Consider the following 21,848-nt stretch of genomic DNA (forward strand, 5'->3'; position numbering starts at 1 on the left):
GTATGGTTGTGTTTTAGCCGTTTTTCAGGACTGTCCGAATTGTTTCCGCACTTCGGCGGCGCCCTTTTCTACTTTTGTTTTCAGGCCTTCCTTGAAAGCGATGATGCGCTGGAGCACTTCCGGGTTGGCACTGCCAACGATCTGGGCGGCAAGGATACCTGCATTACGCGCCCCGTTAAGGGCAACGGTAGCCACCGGGACGCCCCCGGGCATCTGGAGGATGCTCAGAACAGAATCCCAGCCGTCTATGGAATTACTGCTCTTTACCGGGACCCCGATAACGGGCAGGGGGGTATAGGAAGCCACCATCCCGGGCAGGTGGGCAGCGCCCCCGGCTCCGGCAATAATCGCGGCAAAACCGCGGGTATGTGCCCCTGCGGCGAAGGATGCCATTTTCTCCGGAGTCCTGTGGGCCGATACGATATCCACTTCGGTTTCGATATTCAGTTCCTTTAGGATGTCTATGGCATCCTGCATAACGGGAAGGTCGCTGGTGCTTCCCATAATGACGGCTACTTTGCTCATGATGTTTGTGTTTTGGTGCGGACCACAATGCTCGATTTAACGGTTTCTGCGGTTTTCCGCGCCGATTCCAGGGAGGTATCCGCTATGGTTACATGCCCCATTTTGCGAAAGGGCCGGGTCTCTTTTTTTCCGTAAATATGCGGGACTACACCCGGCATGCCCAGGATGGCCCCTATGCCTTCGTAGAACACCGGGCCGCGGAACCCTTCGGCCCCCACGAGATTGACCATTACCGTGGCTACCTTATTGTCGGTTTGCCCCAGCGGCAGGCCCAGGATGGCCCTCAGGTGCTGTTCAAACTGGTTGGTAAAACTACCCTCTATGCTATAGTGGCCGCTGTTGTGCGGGCGGGGGGCAACCTCATTGACCAGGATATGGTCTTCCTGTGTGCGGAACATCTCCACGGCCAGCAGGCCTACATGACCCAGGCTCCGGCTCACCTTCAGGGCTATTTCCCTCGCTTCTTTCGCCACGGCTTCAGGGATGCGCGCCGGGCAAAGCACATATTCCACCTGGTTGGCTTCGGGGTGGAATTCCATTTCCACCACCGGGTATGTCCGTACCTCCCCATCGGGGTTGCGGGCTACAATTACTGCCAGTTCGTTCTTAAAGGGAATAAGCGACTCCGCAATACATTCCACATTGGGAAGGCCTTCCAGGTCTGCCCAGTCCCGCACAATTTTTACCCCTTGCCCATCGTATCCGAAACGGGCGCTTTTCCAGACAAAGGGGAAGGCTATGCCTCCGTTGTTGAGGCTGTCTTCGATCTCGCTGGTATAGGCAAACCGGCTGAAAGGGGCCGTGGGGATCCCGTGGTCCGTATAAAAGAGTTTCTGGGTGGCCTTGTTCTGGATGGTCCTCAGGGTTTTGGGCTGTGGATATACGGTCACCCCCGTATCCTCCAGGTCTTCCAGGGCCTGGACATTGACATTTTCGATCTCGATGGTAAGCACGTCTACCCCGCGCCCAAAGTCCATAACGGCCTGGTAGTCCATTAAGTCCCCCTGCACAAATGTATTGCACGCCAGGCGGGCCGGGGCTTCGGCCGAAGGATCCATGACACGGGTAGTCACATCCCATTTGCGGGTTTCGTAGAGTAGCATCTTGCCCAGTTGCCCCCCGCCCAGTATGCCCAGGGTAAAATCGGATGAAAAGTAGCTGGTCTGCTTGGCCATTTTTGGTATGCGAGAAGGTTCGTGCTCCAAAAATACGGCGAATTCTGAGAAAGGGAGAAACCCCGCGGGTAAAAGAAAAATCAAAACACTATCTTCGCGCCTGAAGCAGGTATGAAAGAGTCCATAACCCTTTTAGGCAGGCGTTTTGAGGCCACTATCCCCGAAAAGGATATCCTCGCGGCAGTGCGCCGGATGGCCGATGCCATTGCGCGCGACTACGAGGACCGTACACCGGTTTTTGTAGGGGTGCTCAACGGGGCTTTTATGTTTGTTTCGGACTTTATGAAACACTATCCCTACCCGTGCGAACTCACCTTTGTGAAGCTGAGTTCCTACAGGGGGCTCACCTCCACGGGGATTGTTGAAACCCTGCTGGACCTTCCCGAGGAAGTGGAGGGCAGGGATGTGATTATCCTGGAGGACATTGTGGATACCGGGAGGACCCTGCAGGAGCTGGTCCACCTGTTTGCCGGGCGCAACATCAAAGACTTCAAGATTGCCGCACTGTTCTACAAGTCCGAAATTTACAATGGCGAGTATACCATCGATTACGTGGGGATGGAAATCCCGGACCGCTTTATTGTTGGCTATGGCCTGGATTACCGGGAACAGGGCCGCAACCTGCGCGATATTTACCAACTTAAGAAACAACCCATGATCAACATTGTCCTTTTTGGAAAGCCGGGGGCCGGCAAGGGGACGCAAGCCACCTTCTTAAAAGAGAAATACAACCTCCAGCACATTTCCACCGGCGATGTCTTCCGCAGGAATATCAAAGGGGGTACCGACCTGGGCAACCTGGCCAAGTCCTACATCGACAAGGGAGAACTGGTACCGGACCAGGTTACCATAGACATGCTCAAGGATGAGGTGGAAGCCCACCCGGATGCTGCCGGGTTTATTTTTGACGGTTTCCCGAGGACCACGGCCCAGGCCGAAGCCCTGGACCACTTCCTGGAAGGCCGGGACATGAAAATTGATGCCACCATTGCCCTGGAGGCAGACGATGAGGTCTTGGTAGCCCGCCTGCTGGAGCGCGGGAAGGTAAGCGGCCGCAGCGATGACCAGGACGAATCTAAGATCCGGAACCGTTTTGAAGAGTACAATGTCAAGACCGCCCCGCTGAAGGCGTATTACCAGAAGCAAGGCAAATTCCACGGCGTTAATGGTATCGGTGAGATCCCGGAGATTACCGGGAGGCTTGCCGCCGTTATCGACCAGCTCTGATACACCCGGCCCCTTTGGGCCTGGCCACAGCCGAAACCATAAGACATGACTGAAGGCAATTTCGTCGATTACGTCAAAATTCACCTCCGTTCCGGGAACGGGGGGAAGGGGTCTGCGCACCTGCGCCGCGAGAAGTTTGTGGCCAAGGGCGGACCGGACGGGGGCGACGGAGGCCGCGGGGGGCATGTCATCGCAAGGGGAAACAAAAACCTCTGGACCCTTCTGAGTTTCAAGTTTAAGCGTCATTTCCATGCCGGTCACGGCGAACATGGCGGCAAGCAGCGCAGCACGGGCGCAGACGGGGAGGATGTTATCCTTGAGGTGCCGTTGGGGACGGTGGCCCGAAACACCGAAACGGGAGAAGTCCTCTTTGAAATCACTGAGGATGGGCAGGAAGAAATCCTAGCCCGCGGCGGGATGGGAGGACGTGGAAACTGGCATTTCAAAACCGCCACCAACCAGACCCCCCGCTATGCCCAGCCGGGTACCCCCGGGGAGGAACAGGACATTACCCTCGAGCTCAAGGTGCTGGCAGATGTGGGCCTTGTGGGGTTCCCGAATGCGGGAAAATCGACCCTGCTGGCTGCCCTTACCTCGGCCAAACCCAAAATTGCCGATTACGAGTTCACCACCCTGAAGCCCAACCTGGGGATTGTGAAGTACCGGGACTTCCGCAGTTTTGTAATGGCAGACATCCCCGGTATCATCGAAGGGGCCTCCGAGGGAAAAGGCCTGGGTCACTATTTTTTGCGGCATATCGAGCGCAATGCCACCCTGCTGTTCCTCATCCCGGCAGATAGTGCTGATATCCCTGCTCAATATGATATCCTGCTCAATGAACTCCGCAAATACAACCCGGAGCTGCTGGACAAGAGAAGGCTGCTGGCCATATCGAAAGCGGACATGCTCGATGCGGAGCTTATGGAGGAAATGCGGGAACAGCTGCGGGGGGACCTCCCGGGAGTGGATTTCCTCTTTATCTCCTCGGTCTCCGGACAGGGCATTCCCGGCCTTAAAGACCGCCTGTGGCGGTTGTTGAACGAATAACCGCCCACCTGCTTCCCCCGCCCTGGGAAATTCCGTATTTTAGATCCTATGAAGGCCCTGCGGTTTACCATCCTCGTATTCCTTTCCCTGCAATTGGCGGGTTGTGCCGCGGTTCGGGTCCGCTACGACTATGAGCCCCGTGCAGACTGGTCGGGCTTTAAGACCTATGGGTTTTACCCGGAGATGCAGACCGGTCTGAATGACCTGGACAGCCGCCGGCTTCTGGACGCCCTGGAAACGGTCCTTCGGGAAAAGGGCTACCGGCAGGCGGAGGAACCCGATTTCCTGATAGACGTAGTGGCCGAAACGTACCAGGAGCCCTCGCGCAGCAATGTAGGAGTGGGTCTTGGGGGAACCGGCAGGAATGTGGGGGGCGGGATATCCGTGGGCATCCCCGTGAGCAGTTCCGGCCTGAAACAGCAGATCACCTTTAACATCATAGATACCACTTCGGATGGCCTCATCTGGCAGGCCGTAACCACCGATACCTTTAGGGAAGGGGCAGACCCGTTGCAGAAAGAGGCCCGTTTCCTGCAGATCGCCACAAAAGCGATGTCCGGCTTTCCCCCTGAATAAACCCAAGGCCTATGTATGGGCCCTGTGCAGTCCCGCCAAAAAGGAGCCATCGGGTTCCTTTTTTTATGAATCTCCAATGGGTTTCCTAGTAGGAGCGGAGCAGGCCACCGTCCAGGGGGATGACCGCCCCGGTAAGATATGCCGCCTGGTCCGAGGCCAGGAATGCCGCGAGGAAACCGTATTCCTCCGGCCGTCCGAGCCGCCCCAGGGGAACCTGCTCCTTCAGGCGCGCTGTAACCGCTTCCGGGGCAATGCCCATTTGTTGTGCTTTCTTATCGTTAAGGGCCGCAAGGCGCTCGGTGTCGAAGTATCCGGTGAGTACGGAATTTACGGTAATCCCATACCGGCCTGTATCTGAGGCCAGGGTTTTGCCCCAGCTCACCACCGCGGCGCGCATGGTATTGGAAAGCGCCAGGTAACCCAGGGGTTCCCTAACGGAGACAGAAGCCACGTTAATGATGCGACCCCACCTGCGCTGCTGCATGTGGGGGAGGGCGGCCGCAGTAGTGGTCACTGCCGTTTGGAACAGGAGTTCGAAAGCCTTTTGGTAGGATTCCGGGGTCTGCTCCAGGCTGGTGCCGGCCGGCGGCCCCTGGGTGTTGTTGACCACGATATCCGCCGGGGATTCTTTCAGGTACTCCGTAATGGTGGTTTTGTAGTTTTTAATATCGGAATAATCCACACAGAGGTGGTGGTGGCCAGCCGGGTGGTGTGCTTCCATTTCCGCAACGGTTGCCTGCAGGGCACTGCTGCTGCGGGCGGCTACGGTGACCCGCGCTCCGCTGCGGGCCAGTTGCAGGGCAATGGCCCTTCCGATACCCTTGCTGCTGCCGCCCACCAGGGCGTGACGTCCTTTCAGGTTTATTTCCATGGTTTTGCTCTTAGCGGTATTCTTCCCGGACCGGGCTGAAAATATCCATAATCCGGCAGGCGGTCAGGGCTTTTCCGCTGTGGACCGCCCCGGATGGAATCAGGACGATATCCCCCGGGCCGTATTCCCGGGTTTTGCCCTCAAGGGTAAAGGAAAACCGCCCCTCCTGCACATGCATGATTTGCTCGTGGGGGTGCTGGTGCTGGGGTACTTCGGCCCCTGCCTCCACCTCCCAGAAAGCCAGGCTCATCTGGGAGCCATGTACCATTTTGCCGGAAAACCCGGGAAAGAATTCTCGGGAAGGAATGCGGTGTAATTGATACTCCATTGGGTCCTTATTTACAGGTTTTGCAATACCTTCAAAGGTACGTCTTTCGCGCAAACCAGGAACCTGCAGGGTTGGTGGGAGCGCCAGGGGTTGTGTATCTTTGGGCCAACGCAAAACCTATCCATGAACATCCATTTTATCGCCATTGGCGGCAGCACCATGCACAACCTGGCCCTGGCCCTTCACGACAAAGGGGCTGTGGTAACCGGGAGCGATGATGTTATTTTTGAGCCTTCCCGAAGCCGGTTGGAGCGCGCCGGGCTTTTACCCGATGCCTTCGGGTGGTTTCCCGGGAAAATCACCACTGCCCTGGATGCTGTGATCCTGGGGATGCACGCCAAGCCGGATAACCCGGAACTCCTTCGGGCCCAGCAGCTGGGGCTGCCGGTGTATTCCTATCCCGAGTTCCTTTTCGAACAAGCCAAGAACAAGACCCGGGTGGTCATAGGCGGGAGCCATGGGAAGACTACCATCACGTCCATGATCCTGCATGTAATGCATTACTGGGACCGCGATGTTGATTATATGGTCGGGGCACAGCTGGAGGGGTTCGACAGGATGGTACGCCTGACCGATGAGGCCGAATTCATGGTCCTGGAAGGGGATGAATACCTTTCCTCCCTCATAGACCGCCGGCCAAAATTTCATCTGTATCAACCCAATATCGCCCTTATAAGCGGGATAGCCTGGGACCACATCAACGTCTTCCCCACCTTTGAGGTTTACCGGGAGCAGTTCCGCATTTTCCTGGAGGGCATTGTACCCGGTGGCAGTATTACCTATAATGCGGAAGATCCGGAGGTAAAGGCCCTGGTGGAAGACCACCAGGCTCCCATACGGAAATTTCCGTACCAGGTTCCGCCCTATCGCACAGAAGGCGGGGTAACCTACCTGGAAACCCCGGAAGGTGATATGCCGCTGGAGGTGTTTGGTCGCCATAACCTGAGCAACCTGGCCGGCGCCATGTGGATCTGCCAGCAGATGGGGGTAGACCAGGACGAATTCTATGAGGCTATTGCGAGTTTTAAGGGCGCTTCCCGGCGTCTGGAACTCCTGGCCGAAACGGGTAGCGGCAAACTCTTCAAGGATTTTGCCCACGCGCCCAGCAAGGTTAAGGCCACTACCCGGGCAGTGCGCGAGCAATACCCCGGGCAACCCCTGTTGGCGTGCCTGGAACTCCACACCTACAGCAGCCTGAATGCCCAATTCCTGGAAGCGTACCGGGGTACGTTGGATGCCGCCGATACGGCCATGGTTTTTTATGTGCCCGAGGCGTTGGCAGTCAAGGGGCTGGACCCCCTGGAACCGGAGGACATCCGGAAGGCCTTCGGGAAGGCCGGTCTACAGGTGTACACGGACACGGAATCCCTGGAGAAGGCATTGGCAGCGGCACCTCTGCCGGAGTCCGTACTGCTGCTCATGAGCAGCGGGAATTACGGTGGCCTCGACATGGAACGCCTTAAATCCCGCTACGCCTGATCAGACCCCGAACTGCCTTAAATGGTGGTCCAGGTGCTTGTATTCGAGTTGCCCCCACTGGTCGTGGGTAAAGGACCCGAAGAGCGGATGGGGGTTCCAGTGGCTCCGGTGATTCAGGCCGTGGAATTCCTTGACCAGTTCTACTAATTTCGGGTATTCCGTATCGAAATCCTTAGGTTCCACTGCCTTGGCTATAGGGGCTGTGGGCAGGTTTTTGCGCCAGGGCCTTTCGTTGTAGAGGCTTTTCTTGAAAAACCAGCGCACCAGGGGGTTACCCCGGACATCGCCATCGCGGTTTTCTATGGCCACCTTCAGGGGGATCTGGCAATGCCAGACCATTTGGCCGGCAGTCATCCGGCCCCATTGGGGTTGGCTCCCGGCGTCCAGCTTCTCTAGGCGCTGCAGAATTTCTTCGCAGGCCGTGGGTTCAAACAAATTCTTCATGGGGCTTTTTGTTTAAAAATAAGGTTTTCTTTCGTCCCGCTTTCGGATTGCAGTTTCAAATTGTTCTCTATTTTTGATATGGGAAGCACCTTGGAGAATCGTCAAAGCCCGGAAGGAGCACCTGCAGACCGCCCGCGCGAACGCTTATTGCGGATTGGCCCGCAGGCACTTACAGATCGGGAATTGCTCGCTATAATACTCGGGTCCGGGGCTGCCGGGGATAATGCCCTGGCCCTGGCCGGGAGGATACTCCAGGCATCCGGGGGGCATTTCCGTTCCCTGGCTTCCTTTTCTCCTGAAGGGTTGCAGCAGTTCCGGGGCGTAGGGCCGGCCCGGGCCGTTTGCATCAGCGCGGCCCTGGAGATAGGCAGGAGGCTTGTCCTGGAGCCGGAGGAACAAAAGGGCCCCATCCGGGAAAGTGCCGATGCCTTTCAGGTGCTCCGGCCCTTTCTCTGCTGGTTACCCCATGAGGAATTCTGGGTCCTGTACCTGAATAATGCCAACCGGGTTTTGTACTACTGGCAGCATAGCAAGGGCGGGATAACGGGTACTCTGGTAGACGTCAGGCTTATCCTGAAGAAGGCGCTGGAACTGGGGGCCGTGGCCCTGATCCTGGCCCACAACCACCCCAGCGGGAAGCTCCGGCCAAGCAAGGCAGACCTGAGCCTTACGCGGAAGGTGGCCAAGGCGGCCGCAACCATGGATATCAGGGTCCTGGACCACCTAATATGCAGCGGTTCTGAGTATTTCAGTTTCGCCGATGAACAAATGATCTGACTTTGGAAGTACTGCTCATTTTTACTCACCAGGTAAGCCCCAGGTTTACCTATATCATGCGCCAGGTTTTTACGCGTATCCTGGGCGTGGAGGTCCGGTTTACCACCAAGGTGGAGGATTTTATAGCCCATAAGGGCCCCAAGATGACCTACTCCCGCCAGCCCCTTCAAAACGAGTTTTTTGTGAGGAGCCATGAACTCCTGTTCGAGCAGGGGGTGGGGGAGGTGGAGATCGCTATGGGCCATTGGGATGACCTGCCCTGCTTTTTCAGGGCCGGGGAACGCAGCAATATCCCATTCGATATTTTTGCAGCTTCCTTTTACCTGATCAGCCGGTACGAGGAGTACCTGCCGCATGTAAAGGACATGCATGGCCGGTACCCCCCGGGGGAAAGCCTGGCTCATACCCACGGTTTTCTCTCCAGGCCATTGGTAGACCTTTGGGCCCAGAAGTTGCTGGGAGCCCTGCAGGAGCGTTTCCCGGATTTGCAGCCAGCCCACAGGGCATACCGATTTACGCCCTTAATTGATGTGACCACCTCCCACTGCTATGCCTTAAGGGGGGTCTTTCGCGGTGCAGGCGGCCTGCTCTTCGATCTTTCGCGTTTCCGTTTAAAAAGGGTATGGGAGCGCATCCGGGTTTGGTTTAAACCGTCTACCGATCCGTATGACAACTACGACCGCCTTATTGCCCTGCATAAGAAATACCCGGTGGAGGCCATGTATTTTTTCCAGTTTGCCGAATACTCCACCTACGACAAAAACGTATCTACCAACAACAATACCTTCCGGTACCTGATCAAATCCGTAGCCGACTATTCCATTGTCTCCCTTTCGCTGTCGTACACCGCTGCCCGCGATGTCCGGGTAATGAAGGAAGAAAAGCGCCGCCTTTCCGAGGTGCTGAACCGGCCCGTGAAGTATTCGAGGCTCCGGTACAACCGGGTGGAAATCCCCCAAACTTACCGCGATCTGGTCGAAGCGGAATTTACCGAGGATTATACCATGGGGTACAGCTATGACCTGGGCTTCCGCGCCAGTACCTGCACCCCGTTTTACTTTTATGACATCGCCCTGGAGTCCCAGCAACCCATCCGGTTGGTTCCCTTTGCCATCCATGACTACGCCCTATTGGGCATGGGTTCCGACCAGGCCCGGCAGGAGGCCCTGGACCAGCTCTACTCAGATGTTAAAAATGTCCACGGCCAGTTGGTCTGTATTTTTTCCAACGAACTGCTGGGTGGCCAACAAGGGGAGGCCTGGATGGAGCTCTATGCCAGCGTATTGAAGAAGTACCATGCTTAAACACCCGGTAACCGATATCTTTTTCGACCTGGACCACACCCTCTGGGATTTCGAGCGCAATTCTGCCCTTACCTACGCCCGGATTTTTGCAGAAGAAGGGGTCCGCCTGCCATTGGAGATATTCCTCAAGGAGTATATCCCGCAGAACCTTGCTTTCTGGAAAATGTACCGGGAAGGCCGTATCAGTGCAGAGGACCTGCGATACCAGCGCCTGAAAACAGTCTTTACCCGGTTGGATTACCCTGCGAACGACGCCCTGATCCACACCCTTTCCGAACGCTACATCGAACTGCTTTCCTCCCACACCCACCTGCTCCCCGATGCGCGTGAAACGCTGCAATACCTGGGCGCGCATTACCGCCTGCATATCATTACCAACGGCTTTGAGCAGGTGCAGTTGCGCAAGCTCCGCAATTGCGGGCTCGACACCTTTTTCGGGCAGGTGGTACACTCGGAACGGGCGGGGGTTAAGAAACCGGACCGGCGTATCTTTGAGCTCGCCCTGGACCTTGCCGGGACCACAGCTACCGCTGCCGTCATGGTTGGGGACAGCCTGGAGGCCGATATCCTCGGAGCGAAGGCTGTAGGCATGCAGGCCCTGCACCTCAATGTACATGGCGACCCCCACCACGATCACTGCCCGGTGATCTACCACCTGCGTGAAATAAAAACGTATTTGTAGAGTTATTACTAGGGAACGTATAACCAAAACCGCAGCCGGTTAACTTTCAGCCGCTTCGGTGTTGTATCGAGATGAAAAGAGCCCTTTGCACCGCCCTGGTTCCCGTCCTGGCTTGCCTGCTGCTGGTATCCTGTTCCGAAAAGCAGGATTTTGGCCAGTATGATGACCTTGCCGTAATCCCTACGGTAGAAGCCAGCCTTCTGTATATCGAAGCCCCGGAACGGATCATTAATCAGGTTTCCGGCCTGAATTTCGTCCAGCAGACGTTTAATTTCGACGCCTTTGCCGAAGCATTTGTATCCGAACGCCTGGTAGACGGGAGTGTCCGCTACCGCGTCGAAAACACGACCAGCAAACCCCTGGAGCTTACCGTAGAGTTCCTGGACGAGGCGGGCAATACCCTGGACGCCGAAACCTTTACTATTGGCCCGGCGCCCACAGCCGTCCTGGTGAGGGAAATCGCCTATGGGCCAGGGGGCCGGAGTATTGACATCATCCGCAATACCTCTTCTATCCGTGTAAGCGCCGAAAACCTCGGGGACAATTCCAGCGTTTCGACTTTGCCCAACCCCATGATTACCCTGCAATCGAGCGCACAATTCCGCATCCGACTCAAATGAAACGCGTTCTATGGGCATGCTGGGTGGGTCTTCTGGGCCTTGGGCCGTTACAGGCCCAGAACATGGAGTTGTTGTACGACTTCACGGAAATCCCCCAGGCACTGCTGCTCAACCCCGGTGCCCGAACAGACTTCAATTGGTATGCCGGGGTGCCCGTGCTCTCGGGCCTGTCCCTCCAGGCTGGCAGCAGCGGGATAACGGTTCACGATATTTTTGCGGATGACGGCCTGGACATCAATGACAAGGTACGGGAGCGGGCTGTAGACGGGTTGTCCATCCGGGACGAGTTTACGGCGAGCGTGCGCATGGAGGTCCTAAGCGGCGGGTTTCGCGGGAAGTACCATCCGGAAAACTTCTACTCCTTTGGCATTTATATGGATGCCAACTTTATTTCCTACTGGCCCGGGGACCTGGCGCAATTGGCCTGGTACGGGAATGCCAACCAACTGGGCAGGCGCTTTAACCTCGGCCACCTCAAGACCAGGGGAGAACTTTTCCAGGTCTTTCATTTTGGCGTCAGCCGGCAGGTCTCCCGCAGGCTAACCCTGGGAGGGAGGGCTAAACTGTTTTCCGGGATTGCCCATGTGAACAGCGCCCGGAATTCCGGTTTTTTTGTGACCAATACCGGCCAAAACAACCTGCTGGCACATACCTTATCGGCCCAGATGCAGTTCCAGTCTTCCGGGCTGGAGGCCCTAAGGCAGGCCGCCGACGGCGACCCCGGGGAACTGCCCGCCACGTTCCTCGGACGGGCTTTCCTGGGAGGGGACCTCGGCCTGGGATTCGATGCGGGCTTTACCTACGAACTTACGGATCAGTGGGTGGTTACCGGGAGTTTGCTCGATGTGGGTTTTATGCTGCACAGCACGGACCCGAAGACCTTTACCCTGGACGGGCGCGCCACCGTAGAAGGGGTGGAGATCATCCTCCCCGAAGCGCTGGCCGACCCCAATCGGGATTTCTGGCAAGACCTCGTGGATGAGGTGGAGGCCCTGGTACCCTTCGAGGATAACAACAAGACGTACCTCAGTTTCCGGCCCACTAAGTTATACGGTTCGGTGCGGTACAACTTTGGGGAACCGGTCAGCAACCGGCCCGGGGAGCCCTGCGATTGCGACATTACCCCCGGAAGTACCGCTGCTGCACTAAGTTACCGCAATGCCCTTGGGGCGCAGGTCTTTGCCATTAACCGGCCCCGGGGCCCCCAGGCTGCCCTTACCGGGTTCTACATGCGAATGGTTGGGCGGTGGCTGGCAATGAAGGCCACCTACACCGCAGACAAGTACAGCCTTACTAACCTGGGGCTGGGGCTGCAATTCCGGGCCGGCCCGGTCCAGCTCTACCTGATGGGGAACAACCTGCTGGGGTACCGCAACATAGCCGACTCACACACGGCGTCTTTCCAGTTCGGCCTAAATATTCTATCTTCGGGCAGCAACTGATTTAGCGCTGTCATGAAACGGATCCTGCTTTGGGTTTTCCCCCTACTATTCCTCCCCCTGGGCCTGCACGCCCAACTCAATGCCTATAAATACGTGGTGGTTCCCCTGCAATTCGAAGATTTCAAGCAGATGAACCAACACCAGACCAGTACCACGGTAAAATTCTACCTGGAGCAGTACGGACTACCGGTTATTTATGATAATGCCAAACCCAGGGAGCTTATGGAGCATCCCTGCCGTGCTGCCTATGTGAAAATGAAAGATAAATCCGGGCTTTTAGCCACCCGCCTGTATCTCCAGGTGGTCGATTGCGAAGGGCAGGTCCTTATGGAATCCGAGGAGGGCAGGAGCAAGGAAAAGGACTTCAAGGAAGCATACCGCGAAGCCATAGAGCAGGCCACCCTGGCCTTTGCCGGGCTCAACTACCGGTACGATCCACCCACTGAGGCGGCACCAGAGTCACAAGTAGCCGAAGCGTCTCCCAATCCGAGCGCAGCGTCCGTTAAGGAGACGGTGGAAACAGTGGTTTCAGAGCCGGCCCCCGCAGCTGAGAATGCTGCTGCGGAACTCCCGGTGCTAAAAGACAAGGCCGGGAATGACCCGGACCTGCTCTACGCCCAGGCCATTGAAGGCGGGTACCAGCTGGTTGACCGTACCCCCAGAGTCCATATGCTGCTGATGGCCTCGGCCCGGGACAAGGATGTCTATATGGCTGTTAAGGATGGGGCCTCTGCCGGGACGGTGTACCGGGAAGGAGACCAGTGGGTACACGAGTACTTCGAGGCAGGCGAGATGGTTCGCAAAACCTTGAATATCAAGTTCTAGAGGTCGTATTTCCCTTTCCAACGGGCCTGCAGGAAGGCCTTTATTTGTTGCTCCCTGCTATTCTCCCCACTTCGGTAGAAGGAAGCTCCGGAAAGTTCTTCCGGAAGGAATTCCATGGCTGCGAAATTGCCTGGGCCGTCGTGTGCATAGGCGTACTGCTGTCCGTACCCGAGGTCTTTCATGAGTTTTGTAGGGGCATTGCGCAAGGGCAGGGGTACCGATAGGTCCCCGTGTTCCCGTACAGCCATTTGGGCCGCATTTATGGCCGTATAACTGCTATTGCTTTTGGGGGATGTAGCCAGATAAAGGGCGCATTGGCTCAGGATAATCCGCGATTCCGGGTGCCCGATGACCTGTACGGCCTGAAAGGTGGTATTGGCCATGACCAGGGCGGTCGGGTTGGCCAGGCCGATATCCTCGGAGGCAAGTATAAGCATGCGCCGCGCAATGAACTTGACATCTTCCCCCCCTTCTATCATGCGGGCAAGCCAGTAAACCGCTGCATTGGGGTCACTGCCCCGGATGGATTTGATAAAGGCCGAGATGATGTCGTAATGCTGTTCTCCGGTTTTGTCGTAGCGGGCAGGGCTTTGCTGAACCAGCTCCATCACGCGCTGATCTGTTATGACAACCGGGTCGGCATCCGAGGCTTCCACCACCAGTTCGAAGATGTTCAGCAATTTGCGGGCATCCCCCCCGGATAACCGGAGCAGGGCGGAGGTCTGCTGAAGGTCTACCTTCCTGGCGGCCACCTGGGCATCTTTACCTATAGCACGTGCCAGCAGCCGTTCCAGGTCTTCCTTCCCAAAAGGGTTAAGGGTGTATACCTGGCAGCGGGACAAAAGGGCCGGGATTACCTCAAAACTGGGGTTCTCCGTGGTGGCCCCGATAAGGGTAATCCACCCTTTTTCCACAGCCCCCAGGAGGGAATCCTGCTGACTTTTGCTGAAGCGGTGGATTTCGTCTATAAACAGGATGGGGTTCTTGGTGGTAAACAACCCCCCGCTTTGTTTGGCTTTGTCGATGACCTCCCGCACATCTTTTACCCCGCTGTTGATGGCAGAAAGGGTATAGAAGGGACGCTCGCTCTCCCCCGCGATAATCTGCGCCAGGGTGGTTTTGCCCGTCCCTGGAGGCCCCCAGAATATCATAGAGGGGATGTGGCCGCTTCGGATCTGCCGGGTAAGGGCACCTTCGGGTCCCACCAGGTGTTGCTGGCTGATATAGTCTTCCAGGGATTGGGGGCGTACCCGTTCTGCGAGGGGTTGGTTCATAGGTTAAAAATACTACAATTCAGGGGAAGGCCAGATGCATCTGCCAGGCAATACGACCCGGCGGGAAAGCGTTTTAAATACTACCTTGGTATTATGAAGCAGACGCACGATCCTTTCCGGTTTACCTATGCCGTTCTGGTAGTACCTCTGTCCTTGTTGTTGCTTATATGGACGGTGTACCTGGCGGAGGTTCGCCTTGGGGTAAACCTGAACCATTACGGGGTATTCCCGCGAACCCTGCGGGGGTTGCGCGGCATCCTTTTCGGCCCCATGGTGCACGGGTCCCTCAATCACCTCTACCACAACTCCATCCCCCTGGTCATCCTCAGTGCGGCCCTGTTTTATTTTTACCGGAAAATCGCCTGGAAAACACTATTGCTGGGGTTGCTCATTACCGGGGCCATCACCTGGCTCATAGGGCGCCCCTCCAACCATATCGGGGCCAGCGGGGTGATTTACATGCTGGCCGGGTTTATCTTTTTCAAAGGGGTGTTCTCCAGGCATTACCGGCTTATAGCCCTTTCGCTGGCAGTAGTCTTCCTCTATGGAGGGATGCTCTGGTATGTTTTTCCCATCAAGGACGGGATTTCCTGGGAAGGCCACCTGGGTGGTGCCATTGCGGGGTTCCTGCTGGCGGTAACCCTGAGGTCCCCCCTTCCGGCCCGCCCCAAATATGCCTGGGAGCACCCGGAGTACCGGGAAGATGAGGATCCCTTTATGCGGCATTTCGACAAGGATGGGAATTTCATTGAAGATCCGGAAACCGGGGAAAGGGAAGGCGAAGGCATACAGGTTCGCTACCATTACCGCGAGAAGCCCCGGGAGTCTCAGTAACCGCGCTGGCGGACCATCTCATAGAGGATTACCCCACAGGCTACCGATACATTCAGGGATGCGATTTCCCCTTTCATAGGAAGGCGGAGCTGGCGGTCGGTCATCTTGAGAATGGCAGGGGAGATGCCTTTTCCTTCGGAGCCCATAAGCAGGGCAAAGGGCCCGGTCAGGTCGCTTTCGTACACGGAATCTTTTGCTTTTTCGGTGGCAGCCAGCACCGGGATGCCCACGGCCTGCAGGTAGTAAACGGCATCTTTCAGGTGGGGGGTACGGCCTATCGGGAGGTGGAAAACCCCGCCGGCCGAGGTTTTGACCGTATCTGCATTTATGGGGGCGCTGCCGCTGGCCGGCAGGATGAGGGCATCTACCCCGGCACAGGCAGCCGTGCGGATGATGGCTCCCAGGTTCCGGACATCCGATACCCCGTCAAGGAGGAGGAAAACCGGGTTTTCCGTGCGCTGCCCAATCGTTTCTATGAGTTCCCGGTAGTCCTGGTACCGAATCGGTGAAACGGTGGCCACTACCCCCTGATGGTTTTCATTGGGGAATCGGTTGAGGCGTTCCCGGGGCACCATTTGTATGTTGAAGCGGTGTTTGCGCGCCTCCTGTTCCAACTCGCGGAAAAGCGTGCCTTTTAGCCCGTGCTGCATGTAAATGCGCTCCGGGACCTCCCCGGCACGGATGGCCTCCAGGACGGCCCGGATGCCGTAGATATATTCGGTTTCTTGCATGGGGCAAAGGTAGTCTAAAAACCCCCGCCGGCGCAGGTAGTTAGCGCTTCTGGCTGCTAAAGCGAAGGATTGATCCCCAGGGTTTGGATTTCAGGGGCATCCTTGGCGTAGTGGTACCCCCTCCAGAAGAAGCCCTGGGCATTGAATTTCCAGACCACTTCTTTCTCGCGGGTCACTTCCCAATACCCGAAATCCCCTTCGGTGATCAGGATGTTCCCATTGGGCAGGGGTACAGCGCCGGAAACCTTGCCGGAAAACAGGTCGGGGTCTGTAAATTCCCATACCACTTCCGGTTCATTGTCTGCATTGGCCTGCAGGGAATAGCTTTGTGGGAGCTCCAACTCATAAACCGTAGACTGCCCCAGGCCGTTGCCATTGGAAAAAATCAACATTTTACCCTGGTCTTCCCCGCTTAACAGGTTGGGGTAGTGGTTGTTGTAGAATAGCCGCTCCCCGACGGGGTTATCGTATGCAGCCGGGTTGCCAAAGCGGTAGATCAGGTCGCCTCCTTTGCCGTAATTGCCACCCGTGCTTCCTCCAGCTTCTTCGGTGGTTGTGCTGTGGTCTATGACCCAGACCTCGGAAAAGAAATTCACACTGATAAAAACGGCATCGTTAGCCGCATCGTAGGCAATGGCATTGGCGTGCATGATATCCCCATTGGCCTGTTCCCAGGACTCTGCCTCAACCACATAATTCAGGTTGATGCGTTCCGGGTGGTCTGCCACAACGCCATAATTTGCTTTTTCCGGATCGAAATCCTGGATAAGGTGGTCCCAGGAATGCCATTCCCACACGATAGTACTGGTTTCGGGGTCTACTTCTATGACCGATTCCGGGTAGACCGCCATCCCCGCAGAACTACCTGCCGCCAGTGCTTCCTCTGCCGAACGTTTTCCCCAAACGAGGGCTATAATGTTACCGTTGGGCAACAGTTCGGCATCGTGGTGGGTTTCGGCAGCCTCGGTGGAGTAAACAAAATCCCACTCGACCGTTCCGTCCGGGGCTACGAATTGCAGCCGGCCACCCTTTCCGCCGAAAGGTACCTGGGGTGTATCCGATTCCAGGGATGCCAGCAAGCGGCCATCCGGAAGGAGGAATACGTCATTGCCGATATTGTTGGTAAGTTCCCATTCGTACAACAGGCGGGCCTGTTGGTCCATGAGGAAGACACGGTTGGCTGCCGCATCATTCACCAGGATGTAGTTATCGTCTAAAAGACTGGCATTAAAAACCTCCACGGTTCCCACCGGGGTGAAATCCGGGGGGGTGTCGCCATCGTCCTCGTCCCCATCGCCGTCCGGGGCGGGAAGCTCAGGAACCGGGTCTTCCAAACTGTCTTCGGAACAGGCCGGGGTAAGCAGTACCAACCCGGCCAGGAGAAACCATACCTGCAGGGACTTCTTCATAGCGTTGGAGATTTTGTAGTGCAGTGTTTAGAGGACCAGATATTCTCGGGAATTCCGGAAGGAGGTACCCTTATTAGCTGTTCAGGAACTGGACGATCTGCACCAGGTCGGCCTGGTCATTAACGTCCAGGTTGTTTTCCTTCATATAGGCCTTGATCTCATCCTTGCGGGCAGCGTCCAGCTTATAAATCTGGCCTTTGCGCTGGTTCAGCTCGTCTATGCGGTTTACGCCTTCTTCCTGGATGTAGTATTCCTCGAACTGCGCAAAACGGCTGGGGGTGGCTTTAACAAAGGAGTTGGCTGCCGGGGCCCCTTCGGTGTATTTCACGCGGATACGCTTGTAGAGGGTAAATTTTCCTCCCTGTACCAGGGTGGTCAGGTACCCGTTAAGCGTATTGTTGTTCTTGTCGATAAAGGTCTTGAAGCTCATGGGGTTCCCGTCGTTCAGGATGGCGATGTTCTTATCGCGGCCCAGGGCGCGGATACCTTCCTGCAGGAGGGATTCCTTCACCTCGATTTCTTCGTTCAGGGCATTGTACCGGTAGAATACGGTGCCCATATCTTCATTTTTGTACAGCAGCTGGGTGGGCAGGAAATTGTTGCTGGTATAGGGAGATCCCTGGAATTCCTCCCAGTTGATCTGGCGTTTGGAATTGGCATCACTTACCGGCCCCAGTAGGGTGGAAATGGCACCGGCTGTAGCGCCTTGCGCGGCCCCACCGGCCGACATATTGGTGGCAACCTGTCCGGAAAACTGGGCTACGGCGGTGGATGTGGTCAGTACAAGGGAGGCAAGCGTAAGAATTCGTGTGGTCATAGTTTCAATTTTGGCCCAAAAATACAATAATTAGGGTAAAGCAGGTGTTAAATTCGACCTAAGAGGCCGGAACTTCCACAACAGGGGGGAGTCGTTGTTGCGGCCCGTGAGCAGCCAGGTATCCCCGCCCATGCGGAGCGGCAGGATAGATTTCACATTCCCCCGCATATACAATCCGGTTTTGTCCTGTGTAAGGGGGGTATAGCGTCCGTCTCCCCGGCTGAGCAGGACCAGCCCGGAAAGGGCATCAAGGCGCGGGGTCTCCACTTCCGTTTCGTAAATGTTTCCGCCCAGGATGAGGTCTTCCAGACCGTCCTGGTTAACATCCTGGGGGACAACAGCCATGACCGGTATCAATTGTGCCTCAGCGGGGAGTTCCAATCTGCTGAACCGGCCATTACCCTGGTTGAGCAGCAAAACAGAGGCAAAGCCTGTGGCTTCCCGCTCATAGCTATTGGCCAGGGCATCCCCGTATACTTCCTGGAGGGAAGCGCTGGCAAATTCGCTGTACGTAGGGAATTTATCTGCAATAAAGGGCATCTGCTGGGAAGAGCATTCCCGTCCGCGCACCGGCACGTATTCGCCCTGGTATTTCTTGCTCAGGACGATATCGTGGGTGCCATTCTCATCGAAATCCGTGGCAAAAACCTTGAAGGGTTTCTCCGGGCTGGCCGAAAATTTGATGTTCCGCCCTACATTGCCCAAGATGTAATCCGGCCTGCCATCCCCATTGGCATCGGTTTGGGTCACCGAAAACCACCATCCCTTATCCGGGATTCCGGCCTGTCCTGCATCCAGGGCTTCAAAACCCCCACCGGTGTTTCGGAATAAGCCAACCGAGGTCCATTCCCCTGCTGCGATCAGGTCCGTTTTCCCGTCTCCGTCAAAATCGGTGGGCAGCAGGGCATTGACAATCCCGAAATCTGCAAAGGCCGGGAGCTTTTCCCGGGTGACATCCACCAGGATGCCATCCCGGTTTTCCAAAAGGAGGGAAGGGGCATGCCTGGGGTAGTTCCGCGCCAGGATCCGGTTGCCCACCACCAGGTCCGTATCCCCGTCCTGGTCGTAATCCAGTGCAGCAACGGCTTTCCCGCTCTGGCTGCCCAGCTGGTGCCCTTCCCGGGTATCCCGGGTAAAACGGCCGCTGCCGTCATTCAGGTAAATGCGGTCCTTGTAAAGCGATGAACCGGAAGCAAATTCATTGCCGCCACTTACCACGTACAGGTCCAGGTCTCCGTCGGAGTCCAGGTCGAAGAAAACCGATTCCATGTCTTCGAAGGTAAGGTCGGAATCAAAGGCAGGAACATTTGCTTTGCGGAAACCGGATGTGGTACTGAGATACAGGCTCCCGGCCTGTCCGGATGCGCCTCCGAAGTAAATGTCGTCCTTCTGGTCTCCGTTAACGTCTCCCGAGGCCATATAAGGCCCGAAGTTCGATTGCTTGTACGGGAGTAGTATTTCCGTGGCAAAGTCGTCGTAGGGGTTTTCCTGGTGTGCCATATCCAGGCCATAGGCCACCGGATTATGGGCTTCGAACAGGGGTTCGGATTCGGATGGCGTTCCAGCCGCTACAGCCTGGGAGGCCTCCAGGGTCAGGGTCTGGTTGGCTGCGATTCCTGTCAGGAAGGTTACTTTGCCATCCGGCCATTCGGCGCGGAGGCTGTCTACCTGGGTATCTGCACCCAGTCCGAAATGTGCGGCGGGCTCATGGGAGGAACGGTACCCCCTGACCCTTCTGGGCTCAATAAGCTGTTGGGTCCCGTTGTGGTAAATGGTTATACTGGGGAAGGCTTCTGAATGAACTCCCTTTGCCAGTACTTTGAGGTAGTTCCCCAGGTTTTGTTCCCGGGCGGTATTTCTATAGATGAATGCCGTTTCGTCCATATTGTTCACCACCAGGTCCGGGTCGCCGTCGTTGTCCAGATCCCCAAGGGCTGCCCCGTTGCTGAAGGTCAGGTCTCCCAGTCCCCATTCGGCGCCGTTTTCCGGGAAGGAGAGGTCTCCCTGGTTTTCGAACAGCAGGTTGGGCAGTTTTTCGGAAGGCATGCTGTTATACAGTTCCTGTTTCACCTGGAGGGGGACATTGTCGCCATATTGTTTCCGGGCCGCAAACACGCGCTGTTGCAGGTCATTGTCCAGGGCGTAGCGGCGGTAACCGTTGGTCACGTAGATATCCTTGTCCGCGTCCAGGTCGTAGTCGGCCATCAGTACGGACCAGCTCCAATCTGTACTGGCCGCGCCTGTGAATTGGGCGATATTGCTGTAGTGGTTGCCCCCCTGGTTTAATTGGAGGGAGTTGTACATGTACTGGTAGTGGTACCCGGACTGGTTCACCAGGTAGTCGAAGCGCTGGGTGTCCATGGAAGCCATCAGGGTTTTGGACCTGTAATGGTCGCTGGAGGCCATGTCCAGGACGAAGATGTCCTGCAGTGCATCGTTGTTGATGTCGGCCATGTCGATCCCCATCCCGTAATACGAAATTTGTTGGGTATAGGCCTGGACTTCGTCCTTAAATGTGCCGTCACCCTGGTTGATGAACAGGGCATCCGGGAGGTAATAATCACTCGCGATATAAATATCTGTAAGGCCGTCCCGGTTGATATCGCTCACCAGGAGGCCCAGACCGAAGATGGGGCGCTCAATGCTGGCTTCCCGGGTAACATCGGTAAAAGTACCCCCGTCGTTGCGGTAGAGGTGTGAACTGTTGAAGTAAGGGGCCTCCGGATTGCGCCGGATGAGTTCTTTCAATTGGAAGGGATCTACCCCGTAGTATTCGTTCTCATTCATCACGATACAGTCCAGGTCCCCGTCCCCGTCGTAGTCCAGGAAGGCAGACTGGGTGCTGATACCCATATCGGCAAGGCCTAGGGCCTCCGCGGCTTCGGTAAAGGTGCCGTCTTTTCCGTTCAGGAATAGCAGGTTTTTGCGTTGCAGGCGCTGGTTAGGACCACCCTGGGAGACGTAGATATCCAGCCATCCATCGGCATTCACATCGGCAAAAGTGACGCCGTTAGACCACTGTTTCCCATGGTTGATACCTGCGGCTTCTGAAATATCCTCAAAGACCATATCGCCTTTGTTCAGGTACAAGCGGTTGGGCTGTTGGTTTCCGCAGAAAAACAGGTCCAGGAGTCCGTCGTTGTTCAGGTCGGCCATGCCTACACCAGCTCCATTGTAGAAGTAATCATAATTGAACAGGTTTTCCAGGGTGGCGACGTTCTCGGTAATTCGGTTTTCGAAGGTAACCCCACTTGTTGCGGGATCTACCCGTTCAAATACCGGGGCGACCTGGTTAGGGGTAGTGGATTCGGGATCCTGATCGGAGGATCCTGGATTACAGCCCCATGAGATAAGGAGAAGGGTTAGTCCCTTTAGAAACGGGATTACGCGCTTTATAGTTATGGGGGATATGGACTGTAAAAACTCCATGGTTCTGGGCATTTAATCAACGCCCAAAGGTA

21 protein-coding genes are annotated in these 21,848 nt (G+C 56.2%); 11 read left to right on the forward strand and 10 right to left on the reverse strand.

The genetic code is table 11. From position 1 onward, the window contains the following. Positions 1 to 24: 24 nt before the first annotated feature. Positions 25 to 525 carry a 5-(carboxyamino)imidazole ribonucleotide mutase gene (gene purE / locus CA832_RS10140; protein ID WP_088341510.1) on the reverse strand — a complete coding sequence of 167 codons (501 nt, stop codon included), beginning with the start codon at positions 523 to 525 and terminating at the stop codon, positions 25 to 27. After that, a complete protein-coding gene (locus tag CA832_RS10145; RefSeq protein ID WP_088341511.1) occupies positions 522 to 1,700 on the reverse strand; it encodes a 5-(carboxyamino)imidazole ribonucleotide synthase in 1,179 nt (392 codons plus the stop codon). Before CA832_RS10145 ends, purE begins: the two co-directional genes overlap by 4 nt. 111 nt (positions 1,701 to 1,811) lie before the next feature. Here CA832_RS10145 and CA832_RS10150 point away from each other — a divergent pair, with 111 nt between their 5' ends. The 3 genes from CA832_RS10150 to CA832_RS10160 are packed head-to-tail and all read left to right on the forward strand — an operon-like array spanning position 1,812 to position 4,550. Next, positions 1,812 to 2,927, forward strand: coding sequence for an adenylate kinase (locus tag CA832_RS10150; RefSeq protein WP_088341512.1), 1,116 nt, complete (start codon positions 1,812 to 1,814; stop codon positions 2,925 to 2,927). Positions 2,928 to 2,972: 45 nt separating this feature from the next. Beyond that, positions 2,973 to 3,974 (forward strand): GTPase ObgE, encoded by a 1,002-nt coding sequence (gene obgE, locus CA832_RS10155; RefSeq protein ID WP_088341513.1) that lies wholly within the window; start codon positions 2,973 to 2,975, stop codon positions 3,972 to 3,974. Positions 3,975 to 4,022: 48 nt separating this feature from the next. Then, positions 4,023 to 4,550, forward strand: coding sequence for a DUF4136 domain-containing protein (locus CA832_RS10160; RefSeq protein ID WP_088341514.1), 528 nt, complete (start codon positions 4,023 to 4,025; stop codon positions 4,548 to 4,550). Positions 4,551 to 4,635: 85 nt separating this feature from the next. Here the strand turns inward: CA832_RS10160 and CA832_RS10165 are convergent, their stop codons facing one another. Further along, positions 4,636 to 5,421, reverse strand: a complete 786-nt coding sequence (locus tag CA832_RS10165; protein WP_088341515.1) for an SDR family oxidoreductase — start codon at positions 5,419 to 5,421, stop codon at positions 4,636 to 4,638. Between the two features lie 10 nt (positions 5,422 to 5,431). Beyond that, positions 5,432 to 5,749, reverse strand: a complete 318-nt coding sequence (locus CA832_RS10170) for a cupin domain-containing protein (protein ID WP_088341516.1) — start codon at positions 5,747 to 5,749, stop codon at positions 5,432 to 5,434. Between the two features lie 123 nt (positions 5,750 to 5,872). Here CA832_RS10170 and CA832_RS10175 point away from each other — a divergent pair, with 123 nt between their 5' ends. After that, positions 5,873 to 7,228: a UDP-N-acetylmuramate--L-alanine ligase gene (locus CA832_RS10175; RefSeq protein ID WP_088341517.1), complete on the forward strand. Its 1,356-nt coding sequence runs from the start codon at positions 5,873 to 5,875 to the stop codon at positions 7,226 to 7,228. Here the strand turns inward: CA832_RS10175 and CA832_RS10180 are convergent, their stop codons facing one another. After that, positions 7,229 to 7,672 (reverse strand): DUF1569 domain-containing protein, encoded by a 444-nt coding sequence (locus CA832_RS10180; protein ID WP_088341518.1) that lies wholly within the window; start codon positions 7,670 to 7,672, stop codon positions 7,229 to 7,231. It abuts the gene before it with no gap. Positions 7,673 to 7,750: 78 nt separating this feature from the next. Between CA832_RS10180 and radC the strand changes: the two genes are divergently transcribed. The 6 genes from radC to CA832_RS10210 all read left to right on the forward strand — a co-directional run bounded on the left by radC (position 7,751) and on the right by CA832_RS10210 (position 13,322). After that, complete coding sequence (gene radC, locus CA832_RS10185) at positions 7,751 to 8,449, forward strand: RadC family protein (RefSeq protein ID WP_088341519.1); 699 nt, start codon at positions 7,751 to 7,753, stop codon at positions 8,447 to 8,449. A 2-nt stretch (positions 8,450 to 8,451) separates the two neighbouring features. Beyond that, the gene (locus CA832_RS10190; RefSeq protein ID WP_233131785.1) at positions 8,452 to 9,753 is read left to right on the forward strand and encodes a polysaccharide deacetylase family protein; all 1,302 of its coding nucleotides are present in this window, start codon (positions 8,452 to 8,454) and stop codon (positions 9,751 to 9,753) included. Further along, positions 9,746 to 10,435: a YjjG family noncanonical pyrimidine nucleotidase gene (locus CA832_RS10195; protein WP_088341520.1), complete on the forward strand. Its 690-nt coding sequence runs from the start codon at positions 9,746 to 9,748 to the stop codon at positions 10,433 to 10,435. Before CA832_RS10190 ends, CA832_RS10195 begins: the two co-directional genes overlap by 8 nt. Positions 10,436 to 10,506: 71 nt before the next feature. Further along, positions 10,507 to 11,055, forward strand: coding sequence for a hypothetical protein (locus CA832_RS10200; RefSeq protein WP_088341521.1), 549 nt, complete (start codon positions 10,507 to 10,509; stop codon positions 11,053 to 11,055). Further along, positions 11,052 to 12,497, forward strand: coding sequence for a DUF5723 family protein (locus CA832_RS10205; RefSeq protein ID WP_088341522.1), 1,446 nt, complete (start codon positions 11,052 to 11,054; stop codon positions 12,495 to 12,497). The genes CA832_RS10200 and CA832_RS10205 overlap by 4 nt, the downstream gene beginning before the upstream one ends. Positions 12,498 to 12,509: 12 nt before the next feature. After that, entirely contained in the window at positions 12,510 to 13,322 is an 813-nt protein-coding gene (locus CA832_RS10210; RefSeq protein WP_088341523.1) for a hypothetical protein, read from the forward strand. Here CA832_RS10210 and CA832_RS10215 read toward each other — a convergent pair. Beyond that, a complete protein-coding gene (locus CA832_RS10215; RefSeq protein WP_088341524.1) occupies positions 13,319 to 14,596 on the reverse strand; it encodes a replication-associated recombination protein A in 1,278 nt (425 codons plus the stop codon). The genes CA832_RS10210 and CA832_RS10215 overlap by 4 nt on opposite strands. Before the next feature lie 93 nt (positions 14,597 to 14,689). On the opposite strand from CA832_RS10215, the gene CA832_RS10220 reads away from it, so the two are divergent. Next, positions 14,690 to 15,430 (forward strand): rhomboid family intramembrane serine protease, encoded by a 741-nt coding sequence (locus CA832_RS10220; RefSeq protein WP_088341525.1) that lies wholly within the window; start codon positions 14,690 to 14,692, stop codon positions 15,428 to 15,430. On the opposite strand, the gene rlmB is transcribed toward CA832_RS10220, so the two are convergent. The 4 genes from rlmB to CA832_RS10240 all read right to left on the reverse strand — a co-directional run bounded on the left by rlmB (position 15,424) and on the right by CA832_RS10240 (position 21,816). Continuing rightward, the gene (gene rlmB, locus CA832_RS10225; protein ID WP_088341526.1) at positions 15,424 to 16,161 is read right to left on the reverse strand and encodes a 23S rRNA (guanosine(2251)-2'-O)-methyltransferase RlmB; all 738 of its coding nucleotides are present in this window, start codon (positions 16,159 to 16,161) and stop codon (positions 15,424 to 15,426) included. The genes CA832_RS10220 and rlmB overlap by 7 nt on opposite strands. Positions 16,162 to 16,217: 56 nt before the next feature. Then, positions 16,218 to 17,570: an aryl-sulfate sulfotransferase gene (locus CA832_RS10230; protein WP_088341527.1), complete on the reverse strand. Its 1,353-nt coding sequence runs from the start codon at positions 17,568 to 17,570 to the stop codon at positions 16,218 to 16,220. A gap of 73 nt (positions 17,571 to 17,643) precedes the next feature. Next, positions 17,644 to 18,387: a hypothetical protein gene (locus CA832_RS10235; RefSeq protein ID WP_088341528.1), complete on the reverse strand. Its 744-nt coding sequence runs from the start codon at positions 18,385 to 18,387 to the stop codon at positions 17,644 to 17,646. Positions 18,388 to 18,417: 30 nt separating this feature from the next. After that, positions 18,418 to 21,816: a VCBS repeat-containing protein gene (locus tag CA832_RS10240; protein ID WP_158211917.1), complete on the reverse strand. Its 3,399-nt coding sequence runs from the start codon at positions 21,814 to 21,816 to the stop codon at positions 18,418 to 18,420. Between the last annotated feature and the right edge of the window lie 32 nt (positions 21,817 to 21,848).

Source organism: Robiginitalea sediminis, from assembly GCF_002198115.1.
GTDB lineage: Bacteria > Bacteroidota > Bacteroidia > Flavobacteriales > Flavobacteriaceae > Robiginitalea > Robiginitalea sediminis.